The organism is Streptomyces anthophorae, from assembly GCF_049310305.1.
Classification (GTDB): Bacteria; Actinomycetota; Actinomycetes; order Streptomycetales; family Streptomycetaceae; genus Streptomyces.
This window is the reverse complement of record NZ_JBLWQQ010000001.1, coordinates 3,488,857-3,513,854: the sequence shown is the minus strand read 5'-3', so window position 1 is coordinate 3,513,854 and position 24,998 is coordinate 3,488,857. Positions and strand designations below refer to the sequence as shown.

Here is a 24,998-nt window from a genome sequence, read left to right as displayed (position 1 = left end):
GCCCCAACCATTAGAAGAACCGCGGATCGTCGAAAGCGCCGGACGCGACCAGATACACGTAGAAGTCGGCGAGCGCGACGCTCACCAACGAGGTCCAGGCGAGCAGCATGTGACGGGCGTTCAGCTTCCCGACCCAGCCCCAGAGCCGGTACCGCACCGGGTGCTTCGAGAAGTGCTTGAGGCGGCCGCCGACGATGTGCCGGCAGGAGTGGCAGGAGATCGTGTACGCCCAGATCAGCACGATGTTCAGCAGGAAGACCAGGGTGCCGAGGCCCATGTGGCCCCACTCGTAGTTCTCGTCGCGGAACGACAGCACCGTGTCGTACGTCAGGATGCAGGCGACGAGGACGGCCGCGTAGAAGAAGTAGCGGTGGATGTTCTGAAGGATCAGCGGGAACCTCGTCTCGCCGCTGTACTTCTTGTGCGGCTCCGCCACCGCGCAGGCCGGCGGCGACGCCCAGAAGCCGCGGTAGTAGGCCTTGCGGTAGTAGTAGCAGGTCAGCCGGAAGCCGAGCGGGAAGATCAGGATGAGCAGCGCGGGGGACAGGCCCCACCAGCTGCCGAAGATCTCCCAGTTGGGGCCGTGCCGCATCGGCTCGCAGTTGTCCGCGAGGCAGGGCGAGTAGAACGGCGAGACGTACGGGGCCGCGTAGTAGTCGGCGTTCGCGAAGGCCCGCCACGTCGAATAGACGATGAAGGCGAGCAGTCCGCCCGCGGTCGCGGCCGGGGCCAGCCACCAGCGGTCCGTGCGCAGATGGGGCGCGGCGATCGCGGCGCGCGTCCGGCCCCGGACGCCGGTGGCGGCCGGGGCGCGGGAGGGATGGGGTTCTTCGGTACTGGTGGGTTCCGTGCCGGTGGCCAACGAAGCCTCCGCTCGCAGGGACGGGGGACGGGGTATGGGGGAGTGTGGACAGGGTGGACAGGGTGGACAGGGCGGCGTGCTGCTCGGCGCGGGCGGATCAGGGCGCGTGCCGGTCCCGCGCGCCGAGCCCCTCGTCGTCCGAGTCGGTCCACAGGGAGCTGTCGTACGGGGCGTCGGGGATCGTCACGAGGTCGGGGCGGCGCGGCGCGTTGGGGCTCGCGGCCGACTCGCGCAGCAGGGCGACGCTCTCGCGCAGATGTGCGGTGTCGGCGCGCACCCGGCGCAGATCCGGGCCGCCCGCGATGCCCTCGAGCTGGGGTTGCAGGCGCCCGACGGCGCGCGCGAGCTCGTCGACGCAGCGCTGAACCGCCGTCAAGTCGTCGTGCAGGGACATGACTTGGCCTCACTTCCGCTGGTGCGGCGGAGTTGCTCATGCGCCTGCGAGTGTCGCGCGTCACATTGCCGTTTGTGAAGGGATCCGTGCGGATTGCCGGTGTACGCCGTGGTGCGCGCCCGCGAATTCGCGCCGTCGGGGCGGGGTTCCTTTGGGCCGCACGGGTGGCTTCCGGGTGGCCTACGGGCGTGTCGGACGGCACCCCTCCGCATATCCACTTCAGTTGGCCGATAGATGTGATCAGCTCCATATACCGCCAAACGAGACAAACCGGCCAGCCCCGGAGGTACCCGTGATGCCCCACGTCCCAAGGCGCCCAGGAGCCGCCGCACGCTCGGCCGCGTTCCTCGTGAGCGGCGCGCTCGCCGTGACCGCGCTCGCCGGGTGCGGCTCCAGCGACGAATCGGGCCGGCCAGCCGCCGCGCCCGACGTCGCCTCGGCCGCCCGCACGCAGGTCAAGGACGGCGGCACGCTGCGGTGGGCGATCGACGACGTGCCACAGACCCTCAACGCCTTCCAGGCCGACGCGGACGCGGCCACGAGCCGGGTCACCGGGGCCGCACTGCCCTCGATGTTCCGGCTCGACGCCGAGGGGCGTCCGCAGGCCGACTCCGACTACCTGGAGAAGGCCGAGGTCATCAAGACCGAGCCCAAGCAGGTCGTGCTGTACAAGCTGAACCAGCAGGCGGTGTGGAGCGACGGCCGGGAGATCGGCGCCGCGGACTTCGCCGCGCAGTGGCGCGCCCTGTCGGGGAAGAACAGCGCGTACTGGACCGCCCACAACGCGGGCTACAACCGCATCGAGAACGTCGAGCGCGGCAAGAACGACCTGGAGGTGCGGGTCACCTTCGCCAAGCCCTACGCGGACTGGCGCTCGCTGTTCTCGCCGCTGTACCCCAAGGACGTCATGGGGACCCCGGACGCCTTCAACGAGGGCGCTCGCAGCAAGCTCAAGGTGACCGCGGGCCCCTTCGCGCTCGACAAGGTCGACCGGGGCGACAAGCAGGTCCGGCTGGAGCGCAACCCCCGCTGGTGGGGCCGCCCCACCAAGCTGGAGAAGCTGGAACTCAAGGCGGTGCCGCGCGACAAGCGCCCCGCAGCGCTCGCCGCGGGCAAGCTGGACCTCGCCGACGTCGACCCGGCGGCCGCCGAGCGCATCGCGTACGCGGCCCGCGACAAGGGCGCTTCGGGCCCGCTCGCGCACGGACCCGGCGCCGGTGTCACCTCCGGTGAGGCGCTGCGCTCGTGGGCGCGGGCGCACAACGAGGACTGGGAGGTCGCCGAGGCGGAGCTCGAGGCCCGGGCGAAGACCCGCAAGGCCGCCCGGAAGTACGCCAAGGAGCAGGCGGGGCTCGACGGCTTCGTCGTCCGCAAGTCGCTCGAACCCGCCTACACACAGCTCGCCCTGAACGGTTCCACCGGCCCGCTCGCCGACGAGCGGGTGCGCCAGGCCGTGGCCCGCGCGCTCGACCGGGGCAAGCTCGCCCAGAGCGTACTCAAGCCGCTCGGCCTTCCGGCCAAGACCGTCGGCAGCCACCTCGCCCTGTCCGGGCAGGCCGCGTACGCCGACAACAGTGGCGCGCTCGGCAAGCAGGACTCCGACAAGGCGCAGGCGCTGCTCGCGGAGGCGGGCTGGGTGCGCGGCGGCCCGGTCGAGGGGCAGAAGGAGAAGCCCAGGACCGCGGGCGGCAAGGCGGAGGGCGCCGCGGCCGAGTCCGACGACGGCACGTACATCATGGGCGAGGACGACCAGAAGGCGGGCGACGACGCGAAGCCCGGCGACGCCGCGCCCCCGCTGCTCGGTCCGGGCGCCCTCGCCGCCGCCCAGCACTCCGCGCTGCTGCACCAGGCCGACGCCGCGAAGGTGCGCTCCGCCGAGCGGGAGGGTCAGCACGCGGGCGACGCCAAGCAGGGCGCGGCCCCGGGCGCGTACGCCCCGAAGGGGACCCCCGCCCCGCAGCAGGCGGCCGCGAAGGACGCGGGCGAGGCCGGCGGCAAGGAGGGCGCCAAGGCCGGCGCCGCCACCGCGGGGCAGTTCGTCAAGGACGGCAAGCCGCTGACGCTGAACTTCGTGCTGCCCTCCGGGCCGGACGCCGAGCAGTTGCAGTCCGTCGCCGACCGGATCTCGGCCATGCTCCAGAAGATCGGCGTGCGCACGGACATCACGAAGGTCGACGACGAGACCTACTTCAAGGACCACATCGCGGCGGGCGATTACGACCTGGCGCTGTACTCGTGGCCCGGCTCCGCCTACCCGGCGACCGACGCCCGTCCGATCTACGCCAAGCCGGTCCCGGCCGCCGACGGCGAGCTCACGGTCGAGCAGAACTACACGCGGGTCGGCACCGACCACATCGACCAGCTCTTCGACCAGGCCGCGGGGGAGCTCGACCAGGAGAAGGAGCGCTCGCTCGTCCGGCAGGCGGACGAGCGCATCTGGGCCGCCGCAGGATCGATTCCGCTCTACCAGCGGCCCGAACTCGTGGCGGCGAAGGCGAACCTGGTGAACGCCGGGGCCTTCGGCTTCCAGGAGCCCGACTACGAGGACATCGGCTTCCTGAAGCCGGGCGGGAAGCTGGGCGGCTCGCCCGCGCAGGACCAGGGCTGACCTGCGGTTTCTTCGGACGGGCCGCTGCTTGGGGAGCGGCCCGTCCGGCCCGGCTGAGCCGCAGGGCGCCGAGGCACGTAGCATGGGGTGAGGCCGTGGCATGTTCAGCCCGGCAGGGCCAGCGCAAAGCAAGGTATGCGCAGCCGACCACTCACTCCAGGAGTACGCCTCACTATGGCCACGCGCCACGACATCCGTAACGTCGCCATCGTCGCCCACGTCGACCACGGCAAGACCACCATCGTCGACGGCATGCTGAAGCAGGCCGGTGCCTTCGCCGCCCACCAGCTGGAGTCGGTCGACGATCGCGTGATGGACTCGAACGACCTGGAGCGTGAGAAGGGCATCACGATCCTCGCCAAGAACACGGCGGTGAAGTATCACCCCAAGGCCGGCGAGGACCCGATCACGATCAACATCATCGACACCCCCGGCCACGCCGACTTCGGTGGCGAGGTCGAGCGCGGTCTGTCGATGGTCGACGGTGTCGTCCTGCTCGTCGACGCCTCCGAGGGCCCGCTGCCGCAGACCCGCTTCGTGCTGGGCAAGGCGCTCAAGCAGCGGCTCCCCGTCATCCTGTGCATCAACAAGACGGACCGCCCCGACGCCCGCATCGACGAGGTCGTCAACGAGACGTACGACCTCTTCCTCGACCTGGATGCGGACGAGGAGCAGATCGAGTTCCCGATCGTCTACGCCTGCGGCCGTGACGGCGTCGCCTCGATGACCAAGCCGGAGGACGGCACGGTCCCGGCCGACTCCACGAACCTCCAGCCGTTCTTCACGACGATCCTGGAGCACATCCCGGCTCCGACGTACGAGGAGAACGCCCCGCTCCAGGCGCACGTCACCAACCTGGACGCCGACAACTTCCTCGGCCGTATCGCGCTGCTCCGCGTCGAGGCCGGCGAGCTGCGCAAGGGCCAGACCGTGGCCTGGATGAAGCGCGACGGCGAGGTGCAGAACGTCCGCATCAGCGAACTCCTGATGACCGAGGCGCTCACCCGCAAGCCCGCCGAGGTCGCAGGCCCCGGTGACATCTGCGCCGTCGCCGGTATCCCGGACATCATGATCGGCGAGACCCTGGCCGACCCGGAGAACCCGGTCGCCCTGCCGCTGATCACGGTGGACCAGCCGGCGATCTCCATGACCATCGGCACGAACACCTCGCCGCTGGTCGGCCGCGGTGGTGGCGGCAAGGGCGCCGACGCGAAGAACAGCGTCAAGGACCGCAAGGTCACCGCCCGCCAGGTCAAGGACCGCCTGGAGCGCGAGCTGATCGGTAACGTCTCGCTGCGCGTCCTGGAGACCGAGCGCCCCGACGCCTGGGAGGTGCAGGGCCGCGGTGAGCTGGCGCTCGCCATCCTCGTCGAGCAGATGCGCCGTGAGGGCTTCGAGCTGACGATCGGCAAGCCGCAGGTCGTCACCAAGGAGATCGACGGCAAGACGCACGAGCCGGTCGAGCGCATGACGGTGGACGTCCCCGAGGAGCACATGGGCGCCGTCACGCAGCTCATGGGCGTCCGCAAGGGTCGCATGGACAACATGTCGAACCACGGCTCCGGCTGGGTCCGCATGGAGTTCGTCGTCCCGTCGCGTGGCCTCATCGGCTTCCGCACGGAGTTCCTGACGAACACCCGCGGCACGGGTATCGCCCACTCGATCCACGAGGGCCACGAGCCGTGGTTCGGCACCCTTCAGACCCGTAACAACGGTTCGCTGGTCGCCGACCGTGCCGGTTCGGTCACCCCCTTCGCGATGATCAACCTCCAGGAGCGCGGTGTGCTGTTCACCGAGCCCGGCACCGAGGTGTACGAGGGCATGATCGTCGGCGAGAACTCGCGCGCCGACGACATGGACGTGAACATCACCAAGGAGAAGAAGCTCACCAACATGCGCGCGGCGTCCGCGGACTCGACGGAGAACGTCGTCCCGGCCCGCAAGCTCTCCCTGGAGCAGTCCCTGGAGTTCTGCCGCGACGACGAGTGCGTCGAGGTGACCCCGGAGGCCGTTCGCATCCGCAAGGTCGTCCTGGACCAGAAGGAGCGCGGCCGCAGCGCCTCGCGCGCCAAGCACGGCTGACCTGACGGCAGTTGGGCCCGGTACCCCCCGAGGGGGTGCCGGGCCCTTTGCGTTGCCGCTAGTCTTCACGCGGTCTACGCGCAGTGACACCCGCGGCCGTGTTGTCTCCCAACAGAGGGTCAAGGATCGGGCGAGCGCAAGTGATTAAGTCCATCCCCGAGTCCGGAATCCGGACGTGGATGGTCGATAGATATGTAACACGTCCGTTTCGTGACCCTCTATCTCGGATCTGTTTGTCCGGATTTTGGGAGAAGTACGCATCAGGTGTGATCGAACCGAGACCAAAAGAGTGTGGTCGCGACAGCGACTGTGGCTAATAGTGGTCCGCGTAGAGCTCGGGTCAAAGGGTCACGCGCTAAGGGGGGCGGCGACTCGCGAGCGCACTGAGGCAGCGTCAACTTCGCCGTCATGGGGTGTCGACGGGGTGACGGTCTTCTGCCTCCACTTGCAGTGAACGAAGTGGACTCATGAGGAGGCGGTCGAGGTGGCGATCCGACGCTGCGACGGTTTTTGACAGCTCCTCAGGGGTGGGCCTCACCCCAGTCGTTGGTCCCTTCGCGCGCTTCGAGTGACGTACGCCGTGCGACGGCCGCCGGACCGCTTCCACTTCCGACGGCCTCCAATACCTGTGAAACGGACGAATCATGACAAGTCCAATCGAGATTGAGGGCGCCGAGACCTCTTCCGCCTTGGACAAGGAGAGCGCGCCGCAGGGCGACGCGAAGGAGCCCAAGAAGCTCGAGGGGCGCAGCCCCGGTCAGTTGATGTGGCGGCGCTTCAAGCGGGACAGGACGGGTGTCATATCCGCCTGGATCGTGGTGGCCTTCTTCGCGATAGCCGCGCTCGCCCCGGTCATCTGCGGCCTGTACGGCAAGGACCCGTACACCTTCTACGGCCAGGACGACCCCACGCTCCTCAACGAGTTCAACCTGCCGGCGGGTCCCAACGGCGGCATGTCGCCCGAGCACTGGTTCGGCATCGACCCGAACTACGGGCGTGACGTCTTCGCGTACCTGCTCTACGGCATGCGTACGTCGCTCTACACCGCGCTGTGCGCGACCATCGGCATGGTGATCCTCGGCGTCGTGCTCGGCCTTCTTGGCGGCTACTTCGGCGGCAAGATCGACTACTGGCTGGGCCGGCTCACCGACTTCATGATGGCGCTGCCGAACCAGCTGTTCATGGTCGCGGCCATGCCCGTCATCGTCACGGTGTTCGTGGCCCCGGACGAGGAGACGCCGGTCTATGTCCGGTTCCTCGCCATCACCGGCATCATGTGGCTGCTCACCTGGATGACCCTGGCCCGCCTGGTGCGCGCGGTGACCCTGTCGCTGCGTGAGCGGGAGTTCGTGGAGGCGGCGAAGGTCGCAGGCGCCTCGCCCTGGCGGATCATCCGCAAGGAGCTGCTGCCCAACCTGGTGACGCCGATCATCGTCCAGGGCACGTACCTGCTGCCCAGCACCATCCTCTCGGTCGCCTTCCTCTCCTTCGTCGGCGTCGGCTACCAGGACCCCACGCCCGACTGGGGCCTGATGTTCTCGACGGCGGCGCAGATCTACGAGGTGGACCCGACCTACTTGTACTTCCCGGGTGTCGCCATGGTCGTCTTCTTCGTGGCGTTCAACCTCTTCGGTGACTCGGTCCGGGACGCCTTCGATCCCAAGACCGGACGCTGACCAGGCCTCACCGAGGGTCGCTGCCACCCGGGCGCCGGACCGACACAGCCGGATGCGTCAGGCAGCACACAAGGATCACTACTCACAGGCAGGTGGATTCAACTCCATGAGCATCCTTCGTTCGCGCACGGCGCAGGCGACGATCGTCGCCGCCGCTCTCGGCGCCCTCACGCTGACCGGCTGCAGCAGCGGCAGCAACGACAACGACAAGACCGTGGGCAAGTCCAAGGACGACGCGAAGGCTCAGGCCAAGCCGGTCATCATGGGCACCGCGCAGCAGTCGGTCGGCCCGGCCAAGCCGGTCCCGGGCGCCAGGAAGGGCGGCGTCGCCCAGGTCTACCAGGAGACGGACTTCTCGCACCTGGACCCGGGGCAGATATACGTCTCCGACGCCGGTCTGCTCTCCAAGCTCCTCTACCGTGGCCTGACCACGTACACCGAGGACGACAAGGGCACCCAGACGGTCGTCGGTGACCTCGCCAAGGACGCGGGCAAGTCCTCGGACGGCGGCAAGACCTGGACCTTCGAGCTGAAGGACGGGATCAAGGACGAGAACGGCCACACCATCACGTCGGCCGACATGCGGCACTCCATCGAGCGCCTGTACTCCTCGTTCGAGACGGACGGCCCGACGTACATCCAGCAGTGGCTGTCCGGCTCCGGCACCTCGTACCGCAAGGCGTACAAGGGCCCGTACGAGGGCAAGCACCTGCCGAAGTCGGTCCTGGACACGCCGGACGACAAGACGATCGTCTTCCACTTCAAGGAAGCCCACACCGACGTCCCGCAGGCCCTGGCCATGGCGGCGTACTCGGTCGTGCCCGAGAAGACGGACACCAAGCAGAAGTACGACCAGAAGCCGGTCGCCACCGGCCCGTACAAGATCTCGGCCTACAAGCCGGGCAAGAGCCTCAAGCTCGTCCGCAACGACCAGTGGGACGAGAAGACGGACCCGATGCGCCACGCCTACGTGGACGGGTTCAACATCGACTACAACGTCTCCAAGGCCGACCAGACCAAGACGATCCTGGCCGACCGCGGCGAGGCCAAGAACGCCGTCATGTTCTCCGGCCAGATCGACGCCACCCAGCTGCAGAAGATCACGACCGACAAGAAGGTCATGAAGCGCACGGTGCAGGGCTACGGCCCGTACGTGTGGCAGCTGAACATGAACATGGACCGCATCAAGGACAAGAAGATCCGCGATGCCATCGCCCTGGCGATCCCGGCCACCGCGGCCGGCCACGCCGACGGCGGTGCCTACGGCGGTGACCCCGCCAACTCGCTGACGTCGCCCTCCACTCCGGGCTACGACGAGAAGCTCGACCCGTTCAACCGCGCCAAGAAGCCGAACGGCGACATCGCCGCGGCGAAGAAGCTGATCGACGAGGCCGGCGCCAAGGGCAAGAAGCTCGTCTACGCCTACGCCAACGTCCCGGTGCGCGTCACGCAGGCGAACCTGATCATCAACAACCTGGAGAAGATCGGGCTCGACATCCAGAAGAAGGAAGTTGACCAAGCCACCTGGTACGAGCAGATGGGCAAGGTCAAGAACGGCATGGACCTGTACATGACCGGTTGGGGCCAGGACTGGGCCGACGGCAACACCGTCTTCCCGCCGTCCTACGACGGTGCCAACATCCAGGACGGCGCGTCCAACTACTCCCACGTCAACGACAAGCACGTGAACGCCGAGAGCGCCCGCATCCAGAAGATCGCGGACGCGGCCGAGCGCGCCAAGGAGTACGCGAAGCTCTCCAAGTACATCTCGGAGAAGATCAACCCGGCCGCCCCGATCTACTACACCAAGGTGTTCCAGATCGCCGGCTCCAACGTGGGCGGCCTGCGCTACTCGTCGGTGACCAACTACACCGACCCGACGCGGATCTTCCTCAAGAAGTAGTTCGCACAAGGCAGTTCCCGGGGGTGAGGGCGCGGCGGAGCCCTCGCCCCCGGGCCGCCGCACATCCCCTCCTGGTCTCCCACCGCCACCGTCCTGAGAGCAGCTTTCTGCCATGCTTCGATTTCTCATACGCCGGACGTCTGGCGCAGCACTCATCCTTCTGCTGATCAGCGCCTTCACGTTCTTCATGTACTTCGCCATCCCACAGGACCCGGCGACGCTCGCGTGCGGCAAGAACTGCACCCCGGACGCGCTGGCGATCATTCACAAGAACCTGGGGCTCGATCAGCCGATTCCGGTGCAGTACTGGGAGTTCCTCAAGGGGATCTTCGTCGGCCGTGACTTCGCGGTGGGCCACTGCGACGCCCCGTGCTTCGGCGTCTCGTTCCGGAACAACCAGATGGTCTGGGACACGATGATGGACCGTCTCCCGCTGACCCTCTCGCTGATGCTCGGCGGCCTGGTCGTCTTCCTCACCGCCGGTCTGGGCGCGGGTCTGCTCGCCGCCCGCTTCCGCGGCACCTGGATCGACAAGCTCTTCTCCGGCGCCTCCCTGGTGACCAGCTCGTTCCAGATCTACCTGCTCGGCCCGATCGTGATGGGCATCTTCGTCTACAGCACCGGCTGGCTGAAGGCGCCCAAGTACGTGTCGTTCTGGGAGAACCCGGCGTCCTGGTTCATGGGGCTGCTGATCCCCTGGATCGTGATGGCGACGATCTTCACCGCCAACTACACGCGCATGGCGCGCTCCTCGATGATCGAGCAGCTCCAGGAGGAGCACGTCAGGGCCGCCAAGGCCAAGGGCATGAGCAGTCGCTTCGTCTTCTTCCGGTACGCCTGGCGCGGCTCGCTGATCCCCATCATCACCATCCTCGGCATGGACATCGCCTCGCTGCTCAGCGGCGGCATGGTCACCGAACTGACCTTCAACCTCTCGGGGATGGGCCGACTGGCGATCACGTCGGTCACCGGTAAGGACCTGCCGGTCCTCATGGGCGTCATGATCGTCAGCGCCGCCTTCATCATCATCTGCAATGTCGTCGTGGACGCCCTGTACGCCGTGATCGACCCGCGCGTGCGGCTGTCCTAGGAGAACTCCCGTGACCACTCTCACCAAGCCCGAGGACGCCCCGGCCCCGACCGGTTCCGACGCGTTCTTGTCGGTACGCGACCTGCGGGTGCAGTTCTCCACAGAGGACGGCGCCGTCAAGGCGGTGGACGGCCTCTCCTTCGACCTCGAGCGCGGCAAGACGCTCGGCATCGTCGGCGAGTCCGGATCCGGCAAGTCGGTCACCAACCTGACCGTGCTCGGCCTGCACCCCAAGAAGAACACCACCATCGACGGCGAGATCCTCCTCGACGGCAAGGAGCTCCTCACCGCCACGGAGCTCGAGATGGAGAAGCTCCGCGGCAACAAGATGGCGATGATCTTCCAGGACTCGCTGACCGCGCTCTCGCCGTACTACACGGTGGGCCGGCAGATCGCCGAGCCGTTCCGCAAGCACACCGGCGCCTCCAAGAAGGAGGGCCGGGACCGGGCCATCGAGATGCTGGAGAAGGTCGGCATCCCGCAGCCCAAGCAGCGCGTCGACGACTACCCGCACCAGTTCTCCGGCGGTATGCGCCAGCGCGCCATGATCGCGATGTCGCTGGCCTGCAACCCCGAACTGCTCATCGCCGACGAGCCGACCACGGCCCTCGACGTGACGGTCCAGGCGCAGATCCTCGACCTGCTGAAGGACCTCCAGCAGGAGTTCGGCTCCGCGATCATCATGATCACGCACGACCTGGGCGTCGTCGCGAACATGGCCGACGACCTGCTCGTCATGTACGCGGGCCGGGCCGTCGAGCGGGGCAGCGTGCGCGAGGTGCTCAAGCAGCCCCAGCACCCCTACACCTGGGGCCTGCTGGGTTCGATGCCGCGACTGACCTCGGACATCGAGGAGCCGCTGCTGCCGATCCCCGGTTCGCCGCCGTCGCTGCTCAACCCGCCCTCGGGCTGCCCGTTCCACCCGCGCTGCGCCTTCACCGACAAGGTGTCGGGCGAGCGCTGCTCGGGCGAGCGTCCGGTCCTCCCGGCGGGGCGCGGTTCCGCCTGCCACCTGACGGCGGACCAGAAGCAGCAGGTGTTCATCGAGACGATTCAGCCCCGGCTGGGCTGAGCTGAAACCGGCGACTGGGGCATGACCATGAGCGACAACAAGAGCAACACCACCACGGCGGTCGCCGACGCGATCCCCGGCCAGCGCGACCGCGACACCGAGCCGCTGCTCCAGGTCCAGGGACTGCAGAAGCACTTCCCGATCAAGGGTGGCTTCCCGATCCGCCGCACCGTCGGCGCGGTCAAGGCCGTCGACGGCGTGGACTTCGAGGTCCGCGCGGGCGAGAGCCTGGGCCTGGTCGGCGAGTCCGGCTGCGGCAAGTCGACCACGGGCCGCCTCCTGACCCGCCTGTACGAGCCCACGCAGGGCACGATCACGTACAAGGGCCAGGACATCAGCCACGCGACCCGCAGGCAGCTGGCGCCGATCAGGTCCGAGATCCAGATGATCTTCCAGGACCCGTACGCCTCGCTGAACCCGCGGCAGACGGTCGGTTCGATCATCGCGGGCCCGATGGAGATCAACGGGATCAACCCGCCCGGCGGCCGGGAGAACCGGGTGCGCGAGCTCCTGGAGATCGTGGGCCTGAACCCGGAGCACTACAACCGCTTCCCGCACGAGTTCTCCGGCGGTCAGCGCCAGCGCATCGGCGTCGCCCGTGCGGTGGCCCTGGAGCCGAAGCTGATCGTGGCGGACGAGCCGGTCTCGGCGCTCGACGTGTCGATCCAGGCGCAGGTGGTGAACCTTCTCCAGGAGGTTCAGCGGGAGATGGGCATCGCGTTCGTCTTCATCGCCCACGACCTGGCCATCGTGCGGCACTTCTCGCAGCGGGTCGCCGTGATGTACCTCGGCAAGATCATGGAGATCGCGGACCGCGACTCGCTCTACAACCGGCCCCGGCACCCGTACACGCACGCGCTGATGTCGGCCGTGCCGGACGCGGACCTCGACGCCGACAAGCGGGAGCGGATCCGTCTGGAGGGCGACGTGCCCTCGCCGATCTCGCCGCCGTCCGGCTGCCGGTTCCGCACGCGGTGCTGGAAGGCGCAGGACAAGTGCGCCACGGAGGAGCCCCCGCTGGTCCAGCTCTCGGGCAACGAGTCGGGCCACCTCACGGCCTGCCACTTCCCGGAGGAGCCGAGCATCGAGGCGCGTGCCGAGGACATCGTGCTCGACCCGGCCCTCGCGGCCCTGGAGGACGACGGCAAGTCCTGACCCCCGGCCTCGTCCGCTGCCCGGCCCGGTGTTCGCACCGGCGCCGGGCAGCGGCATGTCCGGGTCCGGATCCCGGGTCCGGATCCTGGGGCCGGCACCGGGGCCGGCATCGGGTTCGGCACCTCCTCGCCCTCGGATGGGTGACATAACAGGCGTATCCAGTCCTTCACGGGTCCAATAGGCGCAAGGCTCGTCCCCTTTTGTCTTCGGCTCGCCCTCTGGAGGACTTTGATGCGCCTCGGCCTGCGTACCGGCGCCCTGGCCGCCGCCCTGGTACTGGGCGTGCCCTGGCTCGCGTCCTGCGGTGCCACGGCCACCGAGTCGGGCATCGTGCGGGCGAAGTGGGGCGACCCGCAGAACCCGCTGGAGCCCGCGAACACCAACGAGGTCAACGGCGGCAAGGTCCTCGACATGATCTTCCGGGGGCTCAAGATCTACGACCCCGAGACGGCCGAGCCCAAGTACGCCGTCGCCAAGTCGATCAGCAGCGACGACGCGCAGAACTTCAAGGTCACCCTGAAGGACGGCTGGAAGTTCGCGGACGGCACGAAGGTCACCTCGCAGTCCTTCGTCGACGCCTGGAACTACGCCGCCTATCTGCCGAACGCGCAGATCGGAGCCGACTTCTTCGGCTACATCGACGGCTACGACAAGGTCCACCCCGACAAGGGCAAGCCCACCGCGAAGAAGCTGTCGGGGCTCAAGGTCGTCGACGACACGCACTTCACGGTCCGGCTCAACCAGAAGTTCTCGCTCTTCCCCGACATGCTCGGCTACGCCGCCTTCTCCCCGCTGCCGAAGAAGTTCTTCACCGACCACGACGCGTGGCTGGAGAAGCCCTTCGGGAACGGCCCGTACGAGGTGACGAACTACGAGCGCGGCGGCCGCATGCAGCTGCGTCTCAACGACCGGTACAACGGCACCAAGCCCCGCAACAAGGGCGTCGACCTGCTCGTCTACACCGACGACAACACCGCGTACACCGACGTCGTGGCCGGCCAGCTCGACGTGACCGACGCCGTCCCCGCCGAGCAGCTCAGCAACCTCCACAAGGACATCGACAACCGGTACATCAACACCCCGGCCGGCATCATCCAGACGCTGATGTTCCCGATGTACGACAAGGAGTGGGCCACCGCCGACGCCCTCAAGGTCCGCCGGGGCATCTCGCTCGCCATCAACCGCGAGCAGATCACCGACAAGATCTTCCAGAAGACCCGGATCCCGGCCAAGGACTGGACGTCCCCCGTGCTCCGCGAAGAGGGCGGCTACAACCCCGACATCTGCGGCGACCGCTGCGAGTACAACCCCAAGGAAGCCAAGCGGCTGATCGACGAGGGCGGCGGCTTCCCCGGCGGCAGGCTCGTCCTCAGCTACAACGCCGACACCGGCAACCACAAGCAGTGGGTCGACGCCATCTGCAACAGCATCAACCGGGTCATGGGCAACTCGAAGTCCTGCGTCGGCAATCCGGTGGGCACCTTCGCCGACTTCCGTACGCAAATCCAGAGCGGCAAGTTCAGCGGCCCGTTCCGCAGCGGCTGGCAGATGGACTATCCGCTGATCCAGAACTTCCTCCAGCCCGTCTACACCACGGGCGCCCCCAGCAACGACGGCAAGTGGAGCGACAAGCGGTTCGACGCGCTGATCAACAAGGCCAACGCGGACCCGGACCCGAAGAGCGCGATCAAGGACTTCCAGGACTCCGAGCGGATCCTCGCCGAGCAGCTGCCCGCCATCCCGCTCTGGTACCAGAACGGCACCGCCGTCTACGGCACCCGCGTGCACGACGTGAAGCTCAACCCCTTCAGCGTGCCGGTCTTCGAGGAGATGACCGTCAATGACTGAGAACCACGACCGCTCGGGTGACGTGAGGGAGGTGCCGTGGGGCGTTATGTGATCCGACGGCTGTTGCAGATGATCCCGGTGTTCATCGGCACCACGCTGCTGATCTTCCTCATGGTCAACGTCATGGGCGACCCGACGGCGGCACTCTGCGGCGACAAGGCCTGCGACCCGGCCACCCAGGCGGCGCTGCGCGAGCAGTTCCACCTCGACAAGCCGCTGGCGCAGCAGTACCTGATCTACCTCGGCAACATCTTCCAGGGCGACTTCGGCACCGCCTTCAACGGGGACTCCGTCGCCGACCTGATGCTGCGCGCCTACCCCGTCACCATCAAGCTGACGTTCGTGGCGATCGTCTTCGAGATCGTCATCGGCATCGGCCTCGGCGTCATCACCGGCCTGCGCCGCGGCAAGCCCATCGACACGGGCGTGCTCGTGCTGACCCTGGTCGTGATCTCGGTGCCGACGTTCGTGACCGGTCTCGTCGCCCAGCTCCTGTTCGGCATGCAGTGGGGGATCGTCAAGCCCTCGGTGGCCTACGAGGCGCCGCTGAGCGAGCTGATCCTGCCGGGCCTCGTCCTCGCCTCGGTCTCCCTCGCGTACGTGACCCGCCTGACCCGCACGTCCGTCGCCGAGAACGCCCGCTCCGACTACGTCCGCACCGCCGTCGCCAAGGGCCTGCCGCGGCGCCGCATCATCTGGCGGCACCTGCTGCGCAACTCGCTGATCCCGGTGGTCACCTTCATCGGCACCGACATCGGGGCCCTGATGGGCGGGGCGATCGTGACCGAGCGGATCTTCAACATCCGCGGCGTCGGCTACCAGCTCTACCAGGGCATCCTGCACCAGTCCTCGCCGACCGTGGTCGGCTTCGTGACCGTCCTGGTGATCGTCTTCCTGCTCGCCAACCTCATCGTCGACCTGCTCTACGCCGTCCTTGACCCGAGGATCCGCTATGCCTGAGCCCGTCACCCCGGTCACCGTCGAGGCCCAGCTGACGCCGGGCGCGCCCGAGGGCGGCGGCGCGGAGGGCCCCGCGCGCTCCCTGTGGTCGGACGCCTGGCGCTCGCTGCGCCGCAACCCGGTCTTCATCGTCTCGGCGCTGATCATCCTGTTCCTGGTGATCGTCGCGATCTGGCCGCAGCTGCTCGCGAGCGGCGACCCCAACGACTGCGACCTCGCGCACGGCCAGGACACCTCCACCGCGGGACACCCCTTCGGCTACGACGCGCAGGGCTGCGACGTGTACACGCGCACCGTGTACGGGGCCCGGGCCTCGATCACCGTCGGTGTGTGCGCGACGGCCGGGGTGGCGCTCCTCGGCGGGATCCTGGGCGCGCTCGCCGGGTTCTTCGGGCGGTGGGCGGACGCCCTGCTGTCCCGCGTCGCCGACATCTTCTTCGGCATCCCGGTCATCCTCGGGGGCCTGGTCCTGCTGTCGGTGGTCACCTCGACTACGGTGTGGCCGGTGGTCGGGTTCATCGTGCTGCTCGGCTGGCCGCAGATCTCCCGCATCGCCCGCGGCTCCGTCATCACGGTCAAGGAGAACGACTACGTGCACGCGGCGCGCACCCTCGGCGCCTCCAACTCCAGGATCCTGTTGCGCCACATCCTGCCGAACGCCGTCGCCCCGGTGATCGTCGTCGCGACCATCGCGCTCGGCACGTACATCGCCCTGGAGGCGACGCTCTCGTTCCTCGGCGTCGGCCTGAAGCCCCCCGCGGTCTCCTGGGGCATCGACATCTCCAACGCCGCCCCGTACATCCGCAACGCCCCGCACATGCTGCTGTACCCGGCAGGCGCGCTGGCCCTCACGGTCCTGGCGTTCATCATGCTCGGCGACGCGGTGCGCGACGCCCTCGACCCCAAGCTGAGGTAGCCGACCGTGGCGAACACGAACCTGTTGGAAGTACGCGACCTGCACGTCGAGTTCCGTACCCGCGACGGCGTCGCCAAGGCGGTCAACGGCGTCAACTACACCGTCGACGAGGGCGAGACGCTCGCCGTGCTCGGCGAGTCCGGATCCGGCAAGTCCGTCACCGCGCAGGCCGTGATGGGCATCCTCGACATGCCGCCGGGCCGGATCACCGGTGGCGAGATCCTCTTCAAGGGCCAGGACCTGCTGAAGCTCAAGGAGGAGGAGCGGCGGAAGATCCGCGGCGCCGAGATGGCGATGATCTTCCAGGACGCGCTGTCCTCGCTGAACCCCGTGCTCACGGTGGGGGAGCAGCTCGGCGAGATGTTCGTCGTCCACAAGGGGATGTCGAAGAAGGACGCGCGGGCCAGGGCCGTCGAGCTGATGGACCGGGTGCGCATCCCGGCCGCGAAGGAGCGGGTGAGCCAGTACCCGCACCAGTTCTCCGGCGGCATGCGCCAGCGCATCATGATCGCGATGGCGCTCGCCCTGGAGCCCTCGCTGATCATCGCGGACGAGCCGACGACGGCGCTGGACGTCACCGTGCAGGCCCAGGTGATGGACCTCCTCGCCGAGCTTCGGCGCGAGCTCGACATGGGGCTGATCCTCATCACGCACGACCTCGGCGTGGTCGCGGACGTCGCCGACAAGATCGCCGTGATGTACGCGGGCCGGATCGTCGAGCAGGCGCCGGTGCACGAGATCTACAAGGCGCCCGCCCACCCGTACACCAAGGGCCTGCTCGAATCGATCCCGCGCCTCGACCAGAAGGGGCAGGAGCTGTTCGCCATCAAGGGGCTCCCGCCGAACCTCATGAACATCCCGCCCGGCTGCGCCTTCAACCCGCGCTGCCCGATGGCCCGGGACGTGTGCCGCACGGACGTCCCGCCGCTCGCCCGTGTTTCGGAGGACCGCCGCAGCGCCTGCCACTTCTGGAAGGAGACGCTCGATGCCGCAACACGGTAAGCACGTGAGCAAGGACGACCTGAAGCGCGAGGGCAGGATCGCCACGCACCTCCTCCACAAGGCGCGGGCCGAGAACGACTACGCGGCGAACGGCTCGGTCTCGGGGCACGAACCCCTCCTCCAGGTCCGCGGCCTGACCAAGCACTACCCGCTCACCCAGGGCATCCTCGTCAAGAAGCAGATCGGCTCGGTGAAGGCCGTCGACGGCGTCGACTTCGACCTGGGGCAGGGCGAGACGCTCGGCATCGTGGGCGAGTCCGGCTGCGGCAAGTCGACCGTCGCGAAGATGCTGGTGAACCTGGAGCGCCCCACGGCCGGCGTCATCACCTACAAGGGCGAGGACATCAGCACGCTGTCGGGGCGCGCCCTGAAGGCGGTCCGCCGCAACATCCAGATGGTCTTCCAGGACCCGTACACGTCCCTCAACCCCCGGATGACGGTCGGCGACATCATCGGGGAGCCGTACGAGATCCATCCCGAGGTGGCCCCGAAGGGCGACCGCAGGAAGAAGGTCCAGGACCTCCTCGACGTCGTCGGGCTCAACCCGGAGTACATCAACCGGTACCCGCACCAGTTCTCCGGCGGCCAGCGCCAGCGCATCGGCATCGCGCGCGGGCTCGCGCTGCGCCCCGAGATCATCGTCGCGGACGAGCCGGTGTCCGCGCTCGACGTGTCGGTGCAGGCACAGGTGGTCAACCTCCTGGACCGGCTCCAGAACGAGTTCGACCTGTCGTACGTGTTCATCGCCCACGACCTGTCGATCGTGCGGCACATCTCCGACCGGGTCGGCGTGATGTACCTCGGCCGCATCGTCGAGATCGGCTCGGACGCCGAGATCTACGACCACCCGACGCACCCCTACACGCAGGCCCTGCTGTCCGCGGTGCCGGTGCCCGACCCGGAGGCGCGCGAGGGCCGCGAGCGCATCCTGCTCGCGGGCGACGTGCCCTCGCCCGCCAACCCGCCCTCCGGCTGCCGCTTCCGTACCCGCTGCTGGAAGGCGCAGCAGAAGTGCGCGGACGAGGTGCCGCTGCTGGCCGTGCCCGAGGTCTTCAAGGGCGGCGACACCCCGGCGAGCCACCCGTCGGCCTGCCACTTCGCGGAGGAGAAGCAGGTCGTGCCGACGGAGCAGGGGCCCTGACGGCCTTTTACACACAGGCAACCCGGCGGACGCGACGCTGAGACGCGCGGGCGCCAGAGTGTGTCGCGTACGGCCGTGCGGGTGCCGTAGAGCCGGGCCGGAGCGCGCCATGTCGCTCCGGCCCGGACCTTTTTCAGGACAGGCCCAACGACCGCTTCAGGAAGTCGACCTGGAGCAGCAGCAGATTCTCGGCGACCTGCTCCTGGGGCGTCATGTGGGTCACGCCGGACAGCGGAAGCACCTCGTGCGGGCGGCCGTCCGCGAGCAGTGCGGAGGACAGCCGCAGGGCGTGCGCCACCACCACGTTGTCGTCCGCGAGCCCGTGCACGATGAGCATCGGCCGGTGCTGCTCGGCGGCGTCCGTGAGCCCGTCGTCGGTCACCACGGAGCTCTTCGCGTACGTCTGCGGGGACGAGGCCGGGTCGCCCAGGTAGCGCTCCGTGTAGTGCGTGTCGTACAGCCGCCAGTCCGTGACCGGGGCGCCCGCGATGCCCGCGTGGAAGACGTCGGGGCGGCGCAGCACGGCGAGCGCCGACAGGTAGCCGCCGTAACTCCAGCCGCGCATCGCGACCTTGGACAGGTCGAGCGGGAACCGGTCGGCGAGCGCGTGCAGCGCCGTGACCTGGTCGTCGAGGGTGAGCGTGAAGTCGCCGTGGATCGACTTCTCGCGGCCGGGCGAGATGCCGGGCGTGCCCCGGCCGTCCGCGACGATCACCGCGAAGCCCTGGTCGGCGAACCACTGCGAGGTCAGGTGCGGGTTGTGGGCGGCCACGACGCGCTGCCCGTGCGGGCCGCCGTACGGGTCCATGAGCACCGGCAGCGGCCCGTCACCCTCCTCGTAGGACGAGGGCAGAAGGACGGCGCACGGGATGCCCGCGGCCTCGGTGAGCGTCACGCGCGGGCTGAGCAGCGGGCGTTCGGCGTGCGAGGCGATGTCGCAGATGTGCTTGCCCTCGCGCTCCACGCGCGCCCGTGCGCCGGGTGAGTCGGGCGTCGCGGACACGAGGACCGTCACGTCCCCGGAGCGGACCGCGGAGTGCACGCCGGGCTGCGTGGAGACGCGCTGGGTGCCGAGCTCGTTGACCCGGTAGACGTGCACCTCGCCCGTCTCGGGGGACTCGGCGTCGGCCCCGGCGGAGGCGGAGACGAGGACGTCGCTGTCGCCCACGTCGAGCACCGCGCGCACGTGCAACTGGGGCCCCGTCAGCGGCCGCTCGCCCACCGCGAGGACCCGCGCGCCGCCCTCGTCGGCGATCCGCACGAGCTGCCCGCTCGGTGACCAGCACGGCACACCCGGCAGCAGCTCCAGCCACTCGTCGTCCTCGTCGGCGTGCACCATGCGCGTCGAACCGTCGTCCGTGTTCACCGCGAGGTAGAGCGCGCTGCGCTGGTCGCGGGCCTGGACCAGGAGCAGCGGGGCGCCGTCCGCGGACCAGTGCACGCGCGCGAGGTACGGGTACGCCTTGCGGTCCCAGGTGATCTCGGTGCGGGCGCCGTCGAGGCCGTACGCGAAAAGCCGCACCTCGGCGTTGGGCGTACCGGCGCGGGGGTAGGCGACGCGGGCCGGCTCCCGGTCCGGGTGGGCGGGGTCGGCGATCCACCAGCGCCGCACGTCCGCGTCGTCGGCGCGGGCCACGAGCAGGCGGTCCGAATCGGGCGACCACCAGTGGCCGCGGTACCGGGACATCTCCTCGGCCGCGGCGAACTCCGCGAGCCCGTACGTCACGGTCTCCGACTCCGGCTCGGCGAGCGCCCGGTCGCCCTCGCCCTCCGCGCCGACGACGCGCAGCGCGCCCTTGGTGACGTACGCGATGTGTAGCCCGTCGGGGGAGGGCCGCGGGTCCAACACGGGACCCGGCACCCGCAGTTCCCGCGCGGTGCCGACCCGCAGCTCGGCCGTGAACAGGCGCCCCGACAGGGCGAAAGCGGCCAACTCGGCGGCGGCGTCCGTGGCGTAGCCCACGATGCCCGCGCCGCCCTCGCGGCTGCGCTCGCGCCGGGCCCGCTCCTCGGCCGACAGGTTCTCCGCCGCCCCGCCGAGCAGGGCCACCGGATCGGCGGCCACCCGTTCCTGACCACCCGCCACGTCAAGCACCCACAGCGCGTTCGCCCGATCGGTACCCGAGGAGGAACGCAGAAAGACGACACGCTCGCCGTCCGGCGCCACGGTGAAGGCCCGTGGCGCCCCCAACGTGAAGCGCTGGGTGCGCGCGTGCTGACGGGGGAAGGTCTCGATGGTCATTGATGAAGCCTAGGAGAGATGAGGCCCGCGCGCCCCCGTGCGCTCCCGGTCGCATCGTGTGCTCCCTGATCGCGACTCGTGCGCGGGCACGGATAGTTATGATCGTTAGCAGCGTGTGGGTACGAGTCCGTCGGCGACCGGATCACTTTGGAGGAGGACCGCTGTGGCACTCTCGATCTCGGCCGTGGTGCTGTTCGCGATCATTGTCTTCATCCTGATCAAGAAGTCGGGACTGAAAGCGGGGCACGCGGTCGTGTGCGTACTCCTGGGTTTCTACCTGGCGAGTTCGTCCATCGCTCCCACGATCAAGGAGCTGACGACGAACGTCGCGGACATGGTCGGCGGCATCAAGTTCTAGCCGCGCCCGGTGTCGGTGGGGCGTTCTAGGCTGGGGGCATGACGGAAAAGCCAGGTCGGCGCCTGCTCCTCGTGCACGCCCACCCCGACGACGAGTCGATCAACAATGGCGCCACCATGGCCAAGTACGCCGCCGAAGGCGCCCAGGTCACGCTGGTGACCTGCACGCTCGGCGAAGAGGGCGAGGTCATTCCGGACGAACTGGCCCATCTCGCCCCGGACCGGGAGGACATCCTCGGCCCGCACCGGATCGGCGAGTTGGCCGCCGCCATGAAGGAGCTCGGCGTCACCGACCACCGCTTCCTGGGCGGCCCCGGGCGCTTCCGCGACTCCGGAATGATGGGCGCCCCGCAGAACGAGCGGGAGGGCGCCTTCTGGGCCGCCGATCTCGACGAGGCCGCGGCCCACCTCGTCGCCGTGATCCGCGAGACCCGCCCGCAGGTCCTGATCACGTACGACCCCGACGGGGGGTACGGGCACCCCGATCACATCCAGGCCCACCGCGTCGCGATGCGCGCCGCCGAGCTCGCCGCCGAGACCGCCTTCCGGCGCGACCTCGGGGAGCCGCACACGATCGCCAAGGTCTACTGGAACCGCGTGCCGCGCACGGTCGTCGAGGAGCGGTTCCGGTGGCTCGCGGGCGTGCTCGACACCACACCCTTCGACGTCGCCGCCGCGGTGGCCGACGTGCCGGGCGTCGTCGACGACGAGCGGATCACCGCCGAGATCGACGGCAGGCCGTACGTGGAGCGGAAGGCGGCCGCGATGCGCGCGCACGCCACACAGGTCGCCGTGCCGGACGACCGCGGCGTCTTCGCGCTGTCCAATGAGCTCGCGCAGCCGCTGTTCGACATCGAGTACTACGAGTTGGTGCGGGGCGAGCCCGGATCGCCGTACGAGAAGGACCTGTTCGAGGGTCTTGAGGGAGTGACCGAGCGATGAGCGGCGACAAGAGCAGGCGGGCCGCGGCGTCCAGCGGCAAGGCGGCCCCCGCGGGGCCGGCGGCGCAGGGCGTCGACCTGCCCTTCGGCTTCGGCGGTTTCGGCGCGGGGCGGACGGCTGTCCTGCTTGCCCTTTTCGTCCTCGGCGCGGTCGTCGCGGTCGGCGGGGCGCTCGTCCAAGGGGGCTGGTTCCCGGGCGGGTTGCTGCTCGCGCTCCTCGGGGCGGCCGGTCTGTTCCACGGGGGCGCGCGCCTCGCACGCGGTCGCGCGGGGGCGGTCGCGCCGGCGGCGGGCTGGGTCCTGGCCGTGATCCTGCTCACCGCGAGCCGCCCCGAGGGCGACTTCCTGTTCGGCGCGGGACTCGGCTCGTACCTCTTCCTCCTCGGAGGGATGGCAGTCGCTGTGATGTGTGCCACCTTCTGGCTGCCGGGGCAACCACCCGCGTCCGCCGCCCGACTTGGGAAGTGACGGAGCACCTTGGGGCGTCGTGCGGCGCCCGCCGTTCCGGATTCGTCATCCGTCGCACAGTGACTTCCGGCGGCGGCCAGTATGGTGGTGCGCGCCGCCGAGCAGCCCGCGCGAGGTCGAGACGGGCGGCGGAGCCAACCGGGAGAACCTGCCTTGAGCCGTGAAACTGACAGTTCGTCCTCCGGGCCCCAGGGGCGCGGCGCTGCCGCCTACCCGTCGGGGACGCCTCCGTACGGATCGCCCGCGCAGGGCGCGGCGTCCGATGACGCCGGTCCGACGCCGCCGGACGGCCAGGGCGCCCCGGAGTCACCCAAGACCGAGACGACACTGACGACCCGGATCCGGATCAACATCCCCGGTTCCCGGCCGATCCCGCCCGTCGTCATGCGGACGCCGATGAGCGACGTCGACGCCAACCCGCGGAGCGGCACCGGCCAGGGAGCCGACGCCGCCCCCGCGCCGGACCCGACGCAGGGCGGCCGTCCCTCGGCGCCCGCTTCGTACAGCGGCCCGACGGACACCGGCTCGGCGCCCGCCGCGCCCGAGGCGTCCGCGCCCGCCGCTCCCGCGCCGCAGCGCGAGGAGAAGACGAGCGACTGGTTCGCGCCGCGCAAGCCGCGCGGCGGAGCGGGCGGCCCGGCGACCGGCGCGGTGCCGACGGTCGGCTCGGGTGGCCCGGCCACCGGCGCGGGCGCGCCCACGCCGCCCGCCCCGGGCTCCAACGGGGGCAACCCGTCCGGCACTTCGGGCGGCCCGCTGGGCGGCCCCACCGGCGGCTCCGGCAACGGCCCCACGGGCGGCCCGTCCGGCGGCTCCTCCGGCGGGTTCGACGTGTCCAGTGCCGTGGCGGCGGGCCCCCTCGGCTCGGGCGGCGCCCCCGGAGCCCGCGACGACCTGCCGTTCTTCTCCGCCAACCAGGACCCGGGCGCGCCCGACCGCGGCGAGGGACCCACCGGACCCGTGGGCCCCACCTCGGGCCCGGCCGCGGGCGACGGCCCGATGGTCCCGCCGAACGCCCCCAACCCGCCGGTCCCCGGCGCCGGTCAGTCGCCGCCGCGGCTGAGCGACGACACCGCGATCCTCACGCCGCAGAAGCCGGCCCCGGAGCCGCCCACGGGCGGCAACAGCGGCAACGTCTCCGGTGACACGCTCACCAGCGGCATGCGGGTCGTCCCCTCGGCCGGCGGCGGCCCCAAGAAGCCCGGCGCCTCCGACCCGTTCCAGCAGGGCCCGGACGGCCCCGCCGTGCACACCCCGCCGAAGCTGCCCGACCCGGTGCCGTCCGCCCCCGCCCCGAAGAAGAAGGGCCGCAACAAGCTCGTGCTGCTCGGCGCGGGCGTCGTCGGCCTCGCCGGAGTCGCGTACGGCGCGGGTCTGTTGATGAACCACGCCGACGTCCCGAAGGGCACCACCGTCGCCGGCGTCGACATCGGCGGCGGCACCCGCGACGAGGCGACCACCAAGCTGGAGAACGCCCTCGGCAAGCGCACGGAGCAGGCGCTGAAGCTTCAGGTCGGCGGCAAGACGGTGGAGATGCAGCCGGCCCAGGCGGGTCTCTCCCTCGACACCGCGTCGACCGTGGCCGCCGCCGCGGGCAGCGACTACAACCCGGTCTCGGTGATCGGCTCGCTGTTCGGAAACGAGCGGGTCGTGGCCCCCGTCATGCCCGTCGACGAGGAGAAGCTGGCCGCGTCCCTTCAGCGGGCCGCGGGCGGCGCCGCGGCGTCCGGCGAGGGCACGATCAAGTTCGCGCCGGGCAAGGCCGTTCCCGTCTACGGCAAGACCGGCAAGGGCCTCGACATCGCCCAGTCGGTCGCCGCGGTCAAGGACGCCTACCACGCGCAGGTCGAGACCGGCGCGTCCGGAGCGGTCCCGCTGGCGACCTCGACGCACAAGCCGACGATCTCGGACGCCGAGGTCGACCGGAAGATGCAGCAGTTCGCCGAGCCCGCGATGTCCGGACTGATCACGGTCAAGGCGGGCGGCGCCTCGATCCAGTTCGGCCCCGACAAGTCGCTGCCGAAGATCCTGAGCGTGCAGCCGGTCAACGGGAAGCTGGTCGAGAAGTACAACCTCCCGGAGCTCAAGAAGCTGTACGGCACGACCTTCGACGGCGTCCTCGTCACCCGGGGAACCGGCAAGAAGACGCCGGTCCAGCCCACGGACGTGGCCGCCGCCATCGGCAAGGCGCTGCTCGGGAAGACCCCCGCCGAGCGCACCGCGGAGATCCAGACGAACGCCTCGTAGCTCCGCCCGCGCACCAGACAGGCCCCAGCGTCAC

19 protein-coding genes are annotated in these 24,998 nt (G+C 69.6%); 16 read left to right on the top strand and 3 right to left on the bottom strand.

From position 1 onward, the window contains the following. Positions 1-10 precede the first annotated feature (10 nt). Together ACNYS0_RS15605 and ACNYS0_RS15600 are read right to left on the bottom strand one after the other, a co-directional pair. Entirely contained in the window at positions 11-862 is an 852-nt protein-coding gene (locus tag ACNYS0_RS15605) for a hypothetical protein (RefSeq protein ID WP_422474168.1), read from the bottom strand. Positions 863-959: 97 nt separating this feature from the next. Continuing rightward, a complete protein-coding gene (locus ACNYS0_RS15600) occupies positions 960-1,256 on the bottom strand; it encodes a hypothetical protein (protein WP_422474166.1) in 297 nt (98 codons plus the stop codon). A gap of 295 nt (positions 1,257-1,551) precedes the next feature. Between ACNYS0_RS15600 and ACNYS0_RS15595 the strand changes: the two genes are divergently transcribed. The 12 genes from ACNYS0_RS15595 (at position 1,552) to ACNYS0_RS15540 (ending at position 18,709) form a co-directional block, all read left to right on the top strand. Next, positions 1,552-3,864 (top strand): ABC transporter substrate-binding protein, encoded by a 2,313-nt coding sequence (locus tag ACNYS0_RS15595; protein ID WP_422474164.1) that lies wholly within the window; start codon positions 1,552-1,554, stop codon positions 3,862-3,864. Positions 3,865-4,038: 174 nt separating this feature from the next. Continuing rightward, the gene (gene typA, locus ACNYS0_RS15590) at positions 4,039-5,946 is read left to right on the top strand and encodes a translational GTPase TypA (protein WP_422474162.1); all 1,908 of its coding nucleotides are present in this window, start codon (positions 4,039-4,041) and stop codon (positions 5,944-5,946) included. Between the two features lie 644 nt (positions 5,947-6,590). Then, entirely contained in the window at positions 6,591-7,622 is a 1,032-nt protein-coding gene (locus tag ACNYS0_RS15585) for an ABC transporter permease (protein WP_422474160.1), read from the top strand. 106 nt (positions 7,623-7,728) lie between these two features. Then, positions 7,729-9,525, top strand: a complete 1,797-nt coding sequence (locus tag ACNYS0_RS15580; protein ID WP_422474158.1) for an ABC transporter substrate-binding protein — start codon at positions 7,729-7,731, stop codon at positions 9,523-9,525. Between the two features lie 112 nt (positions 9,526-9,637). After that, entirely contained in the window at positions 9,638-10,615 is a 978-nt protein-coding gene (locus ACNYS0_RS15575; protein ID WP_422409482.1) for an ABC transporter permease, read from the top strand. Positions 10,616-10,625: 10 nt separating this feature from the next. Then, positions 10,626-11,687 carry an ABC transporter ATP-binding protein gene (locus ACNYS0_RS15570; RefSeq protein WP_422474156.1) on the top strand — a complete coding sequence of 354 codons (1,062 nt, stop codon included), beginning with the start codon at positions 10,626-10,628 and terminating at the stop codon, positions 11,685-11,687. Positions 11,688-11,714: 27 nt separating this feature from the next. Continuing rightward, positions 11,715-12,842, top strand: a complete 1,128-nt coding sequence (locus ACNYS0_RS15565; RefSeq protein ID WP_422474154.1) for an ABC transporter ATP-binding protein — start codon at positions 11,715-11,717, stop codon at positions 12,840-12,842. Positions 12,843-13,073: 231 nt separating this feature from the next. After that, complete coding sequence (locus ACNYS0_RS15560) at positions 13,074-14,690, top strand: peptide ABC transporter substrate-binding protein (protein WP_422474152.1); 1,617 nt, start codon at positions 13,074-13,076, stop codon at positions 14,688-14,690. Between the two features lie 36 nt (positions 14,691-14,726). Next, positions 14,727-15,650 carry an ABC transporter permease gene (locus tag ACNYS0_RS15555; RefSeq protein WP_399237364.1) on the top strand — a complete coding sequence of 308 codons (924 nt, stop codon included), beginning with the start codon at positions 14,727-14,729 and terminating at the stop codon, positions 15,648-15,650. Then, complete coding sequence (locus ACNYS0_RS15550; protein WP_422474150.1) at positions 15,643-16,566, top strand: ABC transporter permease; 924 nt, start codon at positions 15,643-15,645, stop codon at positions 16,564-16,566. Before ACNYS0_RS15555 ends, ACNYS0_RS15550 begins: the two co-directional genes overlap by 8 nt. A gap of 6 nt (positions 16,567-16,572) precedes the next feature. Continuing rightward, entirely contained in the window at positions 16,573-17,568 is a 996-nt protein-coding gene (locus tag ACNYS0_RS15545; RefSeq protein ID WP_422474148.1) for an ABC transporter ATP-binding protein, read from the top strand. Beyond that, positions 17,552-18,709 carry an ABC transporter ATP-binding protein gene (locus ACNYS0_RS15540; protein ID WP_422474146.1) on the top strand — a complete coding sequence of 386 codons (1,158 nt, stop codon included), beginning with the start codon at positions 17,552-17,554 and terminating at the stop codon, positions 18,707-18,709. Before ACNYS0_RS15545 ends, ACNYS0_RS15540 begins: the two co-directional genes overlap by 17 nt. Before the next feature lie 133 nt (positions 18,710-18,842). Here the strand turns inward: ACNYS0_RS15540 and ACNYS0_RS15535 are convergent, their stop codons facing one another. Beyond that, a complete protein-coding gene (locus ACNYS0_RS15535; RefSeq protein WP_422474144.1) occupies positions 18,843-20,951 on the bottom strand; it encodes a S9 family peptidase in 2,109 nt (702 codons plus the stop codon). Between the two features lie 163 nt (positions 20,952-21,114). Between ACNYS0_RS15535 and ACNYS0_RS15530 the strand changes: the two genes are divergently transcribed. From ACNYS0_RS15530 to ACNYS0_RS15515, 4 genes are all read left to right on the top strand, one after another. Continuing rightward, the gene (locus tag ACNYS0_RS15530; protein WP_399237359.1) at positions 21,115-21,309 is read left to right on the top strand and encodes a hypothetical protein; all 195 of its coding nucleotides are present in this window, start codon (positions 21,115-21,117) and stop codon (positions 21,307-21,309) included. Between the two features lie 38 nt (positions 21,310-21,347). Then, positions 21,348-22,250: an N-acetyl-1-D-myo-inositol-2-amino-2-deoxy-alpha-D-glucopyranoside deacetylase gene (gene mshB, locus ACNYS0_RS15525; protein WP_422474142.1), complete on the top strand. Its 903-nt coding sequence runs from the start codon at positions 21,348-21,350 to the stop codon at positions 22,248-22,250. Continuing rightward, a complete protein-coding gene (locus ACNYS0_RS15520) occupies positions 22,247-22,717 on the top strand; it encodes a DUF6113 family protein (protein WP_422474140.1) in 471 nt (156 codons plus the stop codon). Before mshB ends, ACNYS0_RS15520 begins: the two co-directional genes overlap by 4 nt. Positions 22,718-22,870: 153 nt before the next feature. Continuing rightward, complete coding sequence (locus ACNYS0_RS15515; RefSeq protein WP_422474138.1) at positions 22,871-24,964, top strand: hypothetical protein; 2,094 nt, start codon at positions 22,871-22,873, stop codon at positions 24,962-24,964. Positions 24,965-24,998 lie beyond the last annotated feature (34 nt).

Excerpts from the sequence above, each read along its gene's own strand:
- typA (WP_422474162.1), top strand. The coding sequence starts at position 4,039 with ATGGCCACGCGCCACGACATCCGTAACGTCGCCATCGTCGCCCACGTC.
- ACNYS0_RS15550 (WP_422474150.1), top strand. The coding sequence starts at position 15,643 with ATGCCTGAGCCCGTCACCCCGGTCACCGTCGAGGCCCAGCTGACGCCG.
- ACNYS0_RS15595 (WP_422474164.1), top strand. The coding sequence starts at position 1,552 with ATGCCCCACGTCCCAAGGCGCCCAGGAGCCGCCGCACGCTCGGCCGCG.
- ACNYS0_RS15565 (WP_422474154.1), top strand. The coding sequence starts at position 11,715 with ATGAGCGACAACAAGAGCAACACCACCACGGCGGTCGCCGACGCGATC.
- ACNYS0_RS15560 (WP_422474152.1), top strand. The coding sequence starts at position 13,074 with ATGCGCCTCGGCCTGCGTACCGGCGCCCTGGCCGCCGCCCTGGTACTG.
- ACNYS0_RS15580 (WP_422474158.1), top strand. The coding sequence starts at position 7,729 with ATGAGCATCCTTCGTTCGCGCACGGCGCAGGCGACGATCGTCGCCGCC.
- ACNYS0_RS15535 (WP_422474144.1), bottom strand. The coding sequence starts at position 20,951 with ATGACCATCGAGACCTTCCCCCGTCAGCACGCGCGCACCCAGCGCTTC.
- ACNYS0_RS15520 (WP_422474140.1), top strand. The coding sequence starts at position 22,247 with ATGAGCGGCGACAAGAGCAGGCGGGCCGCGGCGTCCAGCGGCAAGGCG.
- ACNYS0_RS15600 (WP_422474166.1), bottom strand. The coding sequence starts at position 1,256 with ATGTCCCTGCACGACGACTTGACGGCGGTTCAGCGCTGCGTCGACGAG.
- ACNYS0_RS15575 (WP_422409482.1), top strand. The coding sequence starts at position 9,638 with ATGCTTCGATTTCTCATACGCCGGACGTCTGGCGCAGCACTCATCCTT.
- ACNYS0_RS15585 (WP_422474160.1), top strand. The coding sequence starts at position 6,591 with ATGACAAGTCCAATCGAGATTGAGGGCGCCGAGACCTCTTCCGCCTTG.
- mshB (WP_422474142.1), top strand. The coding sequence starts at position 21,348 with ATGACGGAAAAGCCAGGTCGGCGCCTGCTCCTCGTGCACGCCCACCCC.
- ACNYS0_RS15540 (WP_422474146.1), top strand. The coding sequence starts at position 17,552 with ATGCCGCAACACGGTAAGCACGTGAGCAAGGACGACCTGAAGCGCGAG.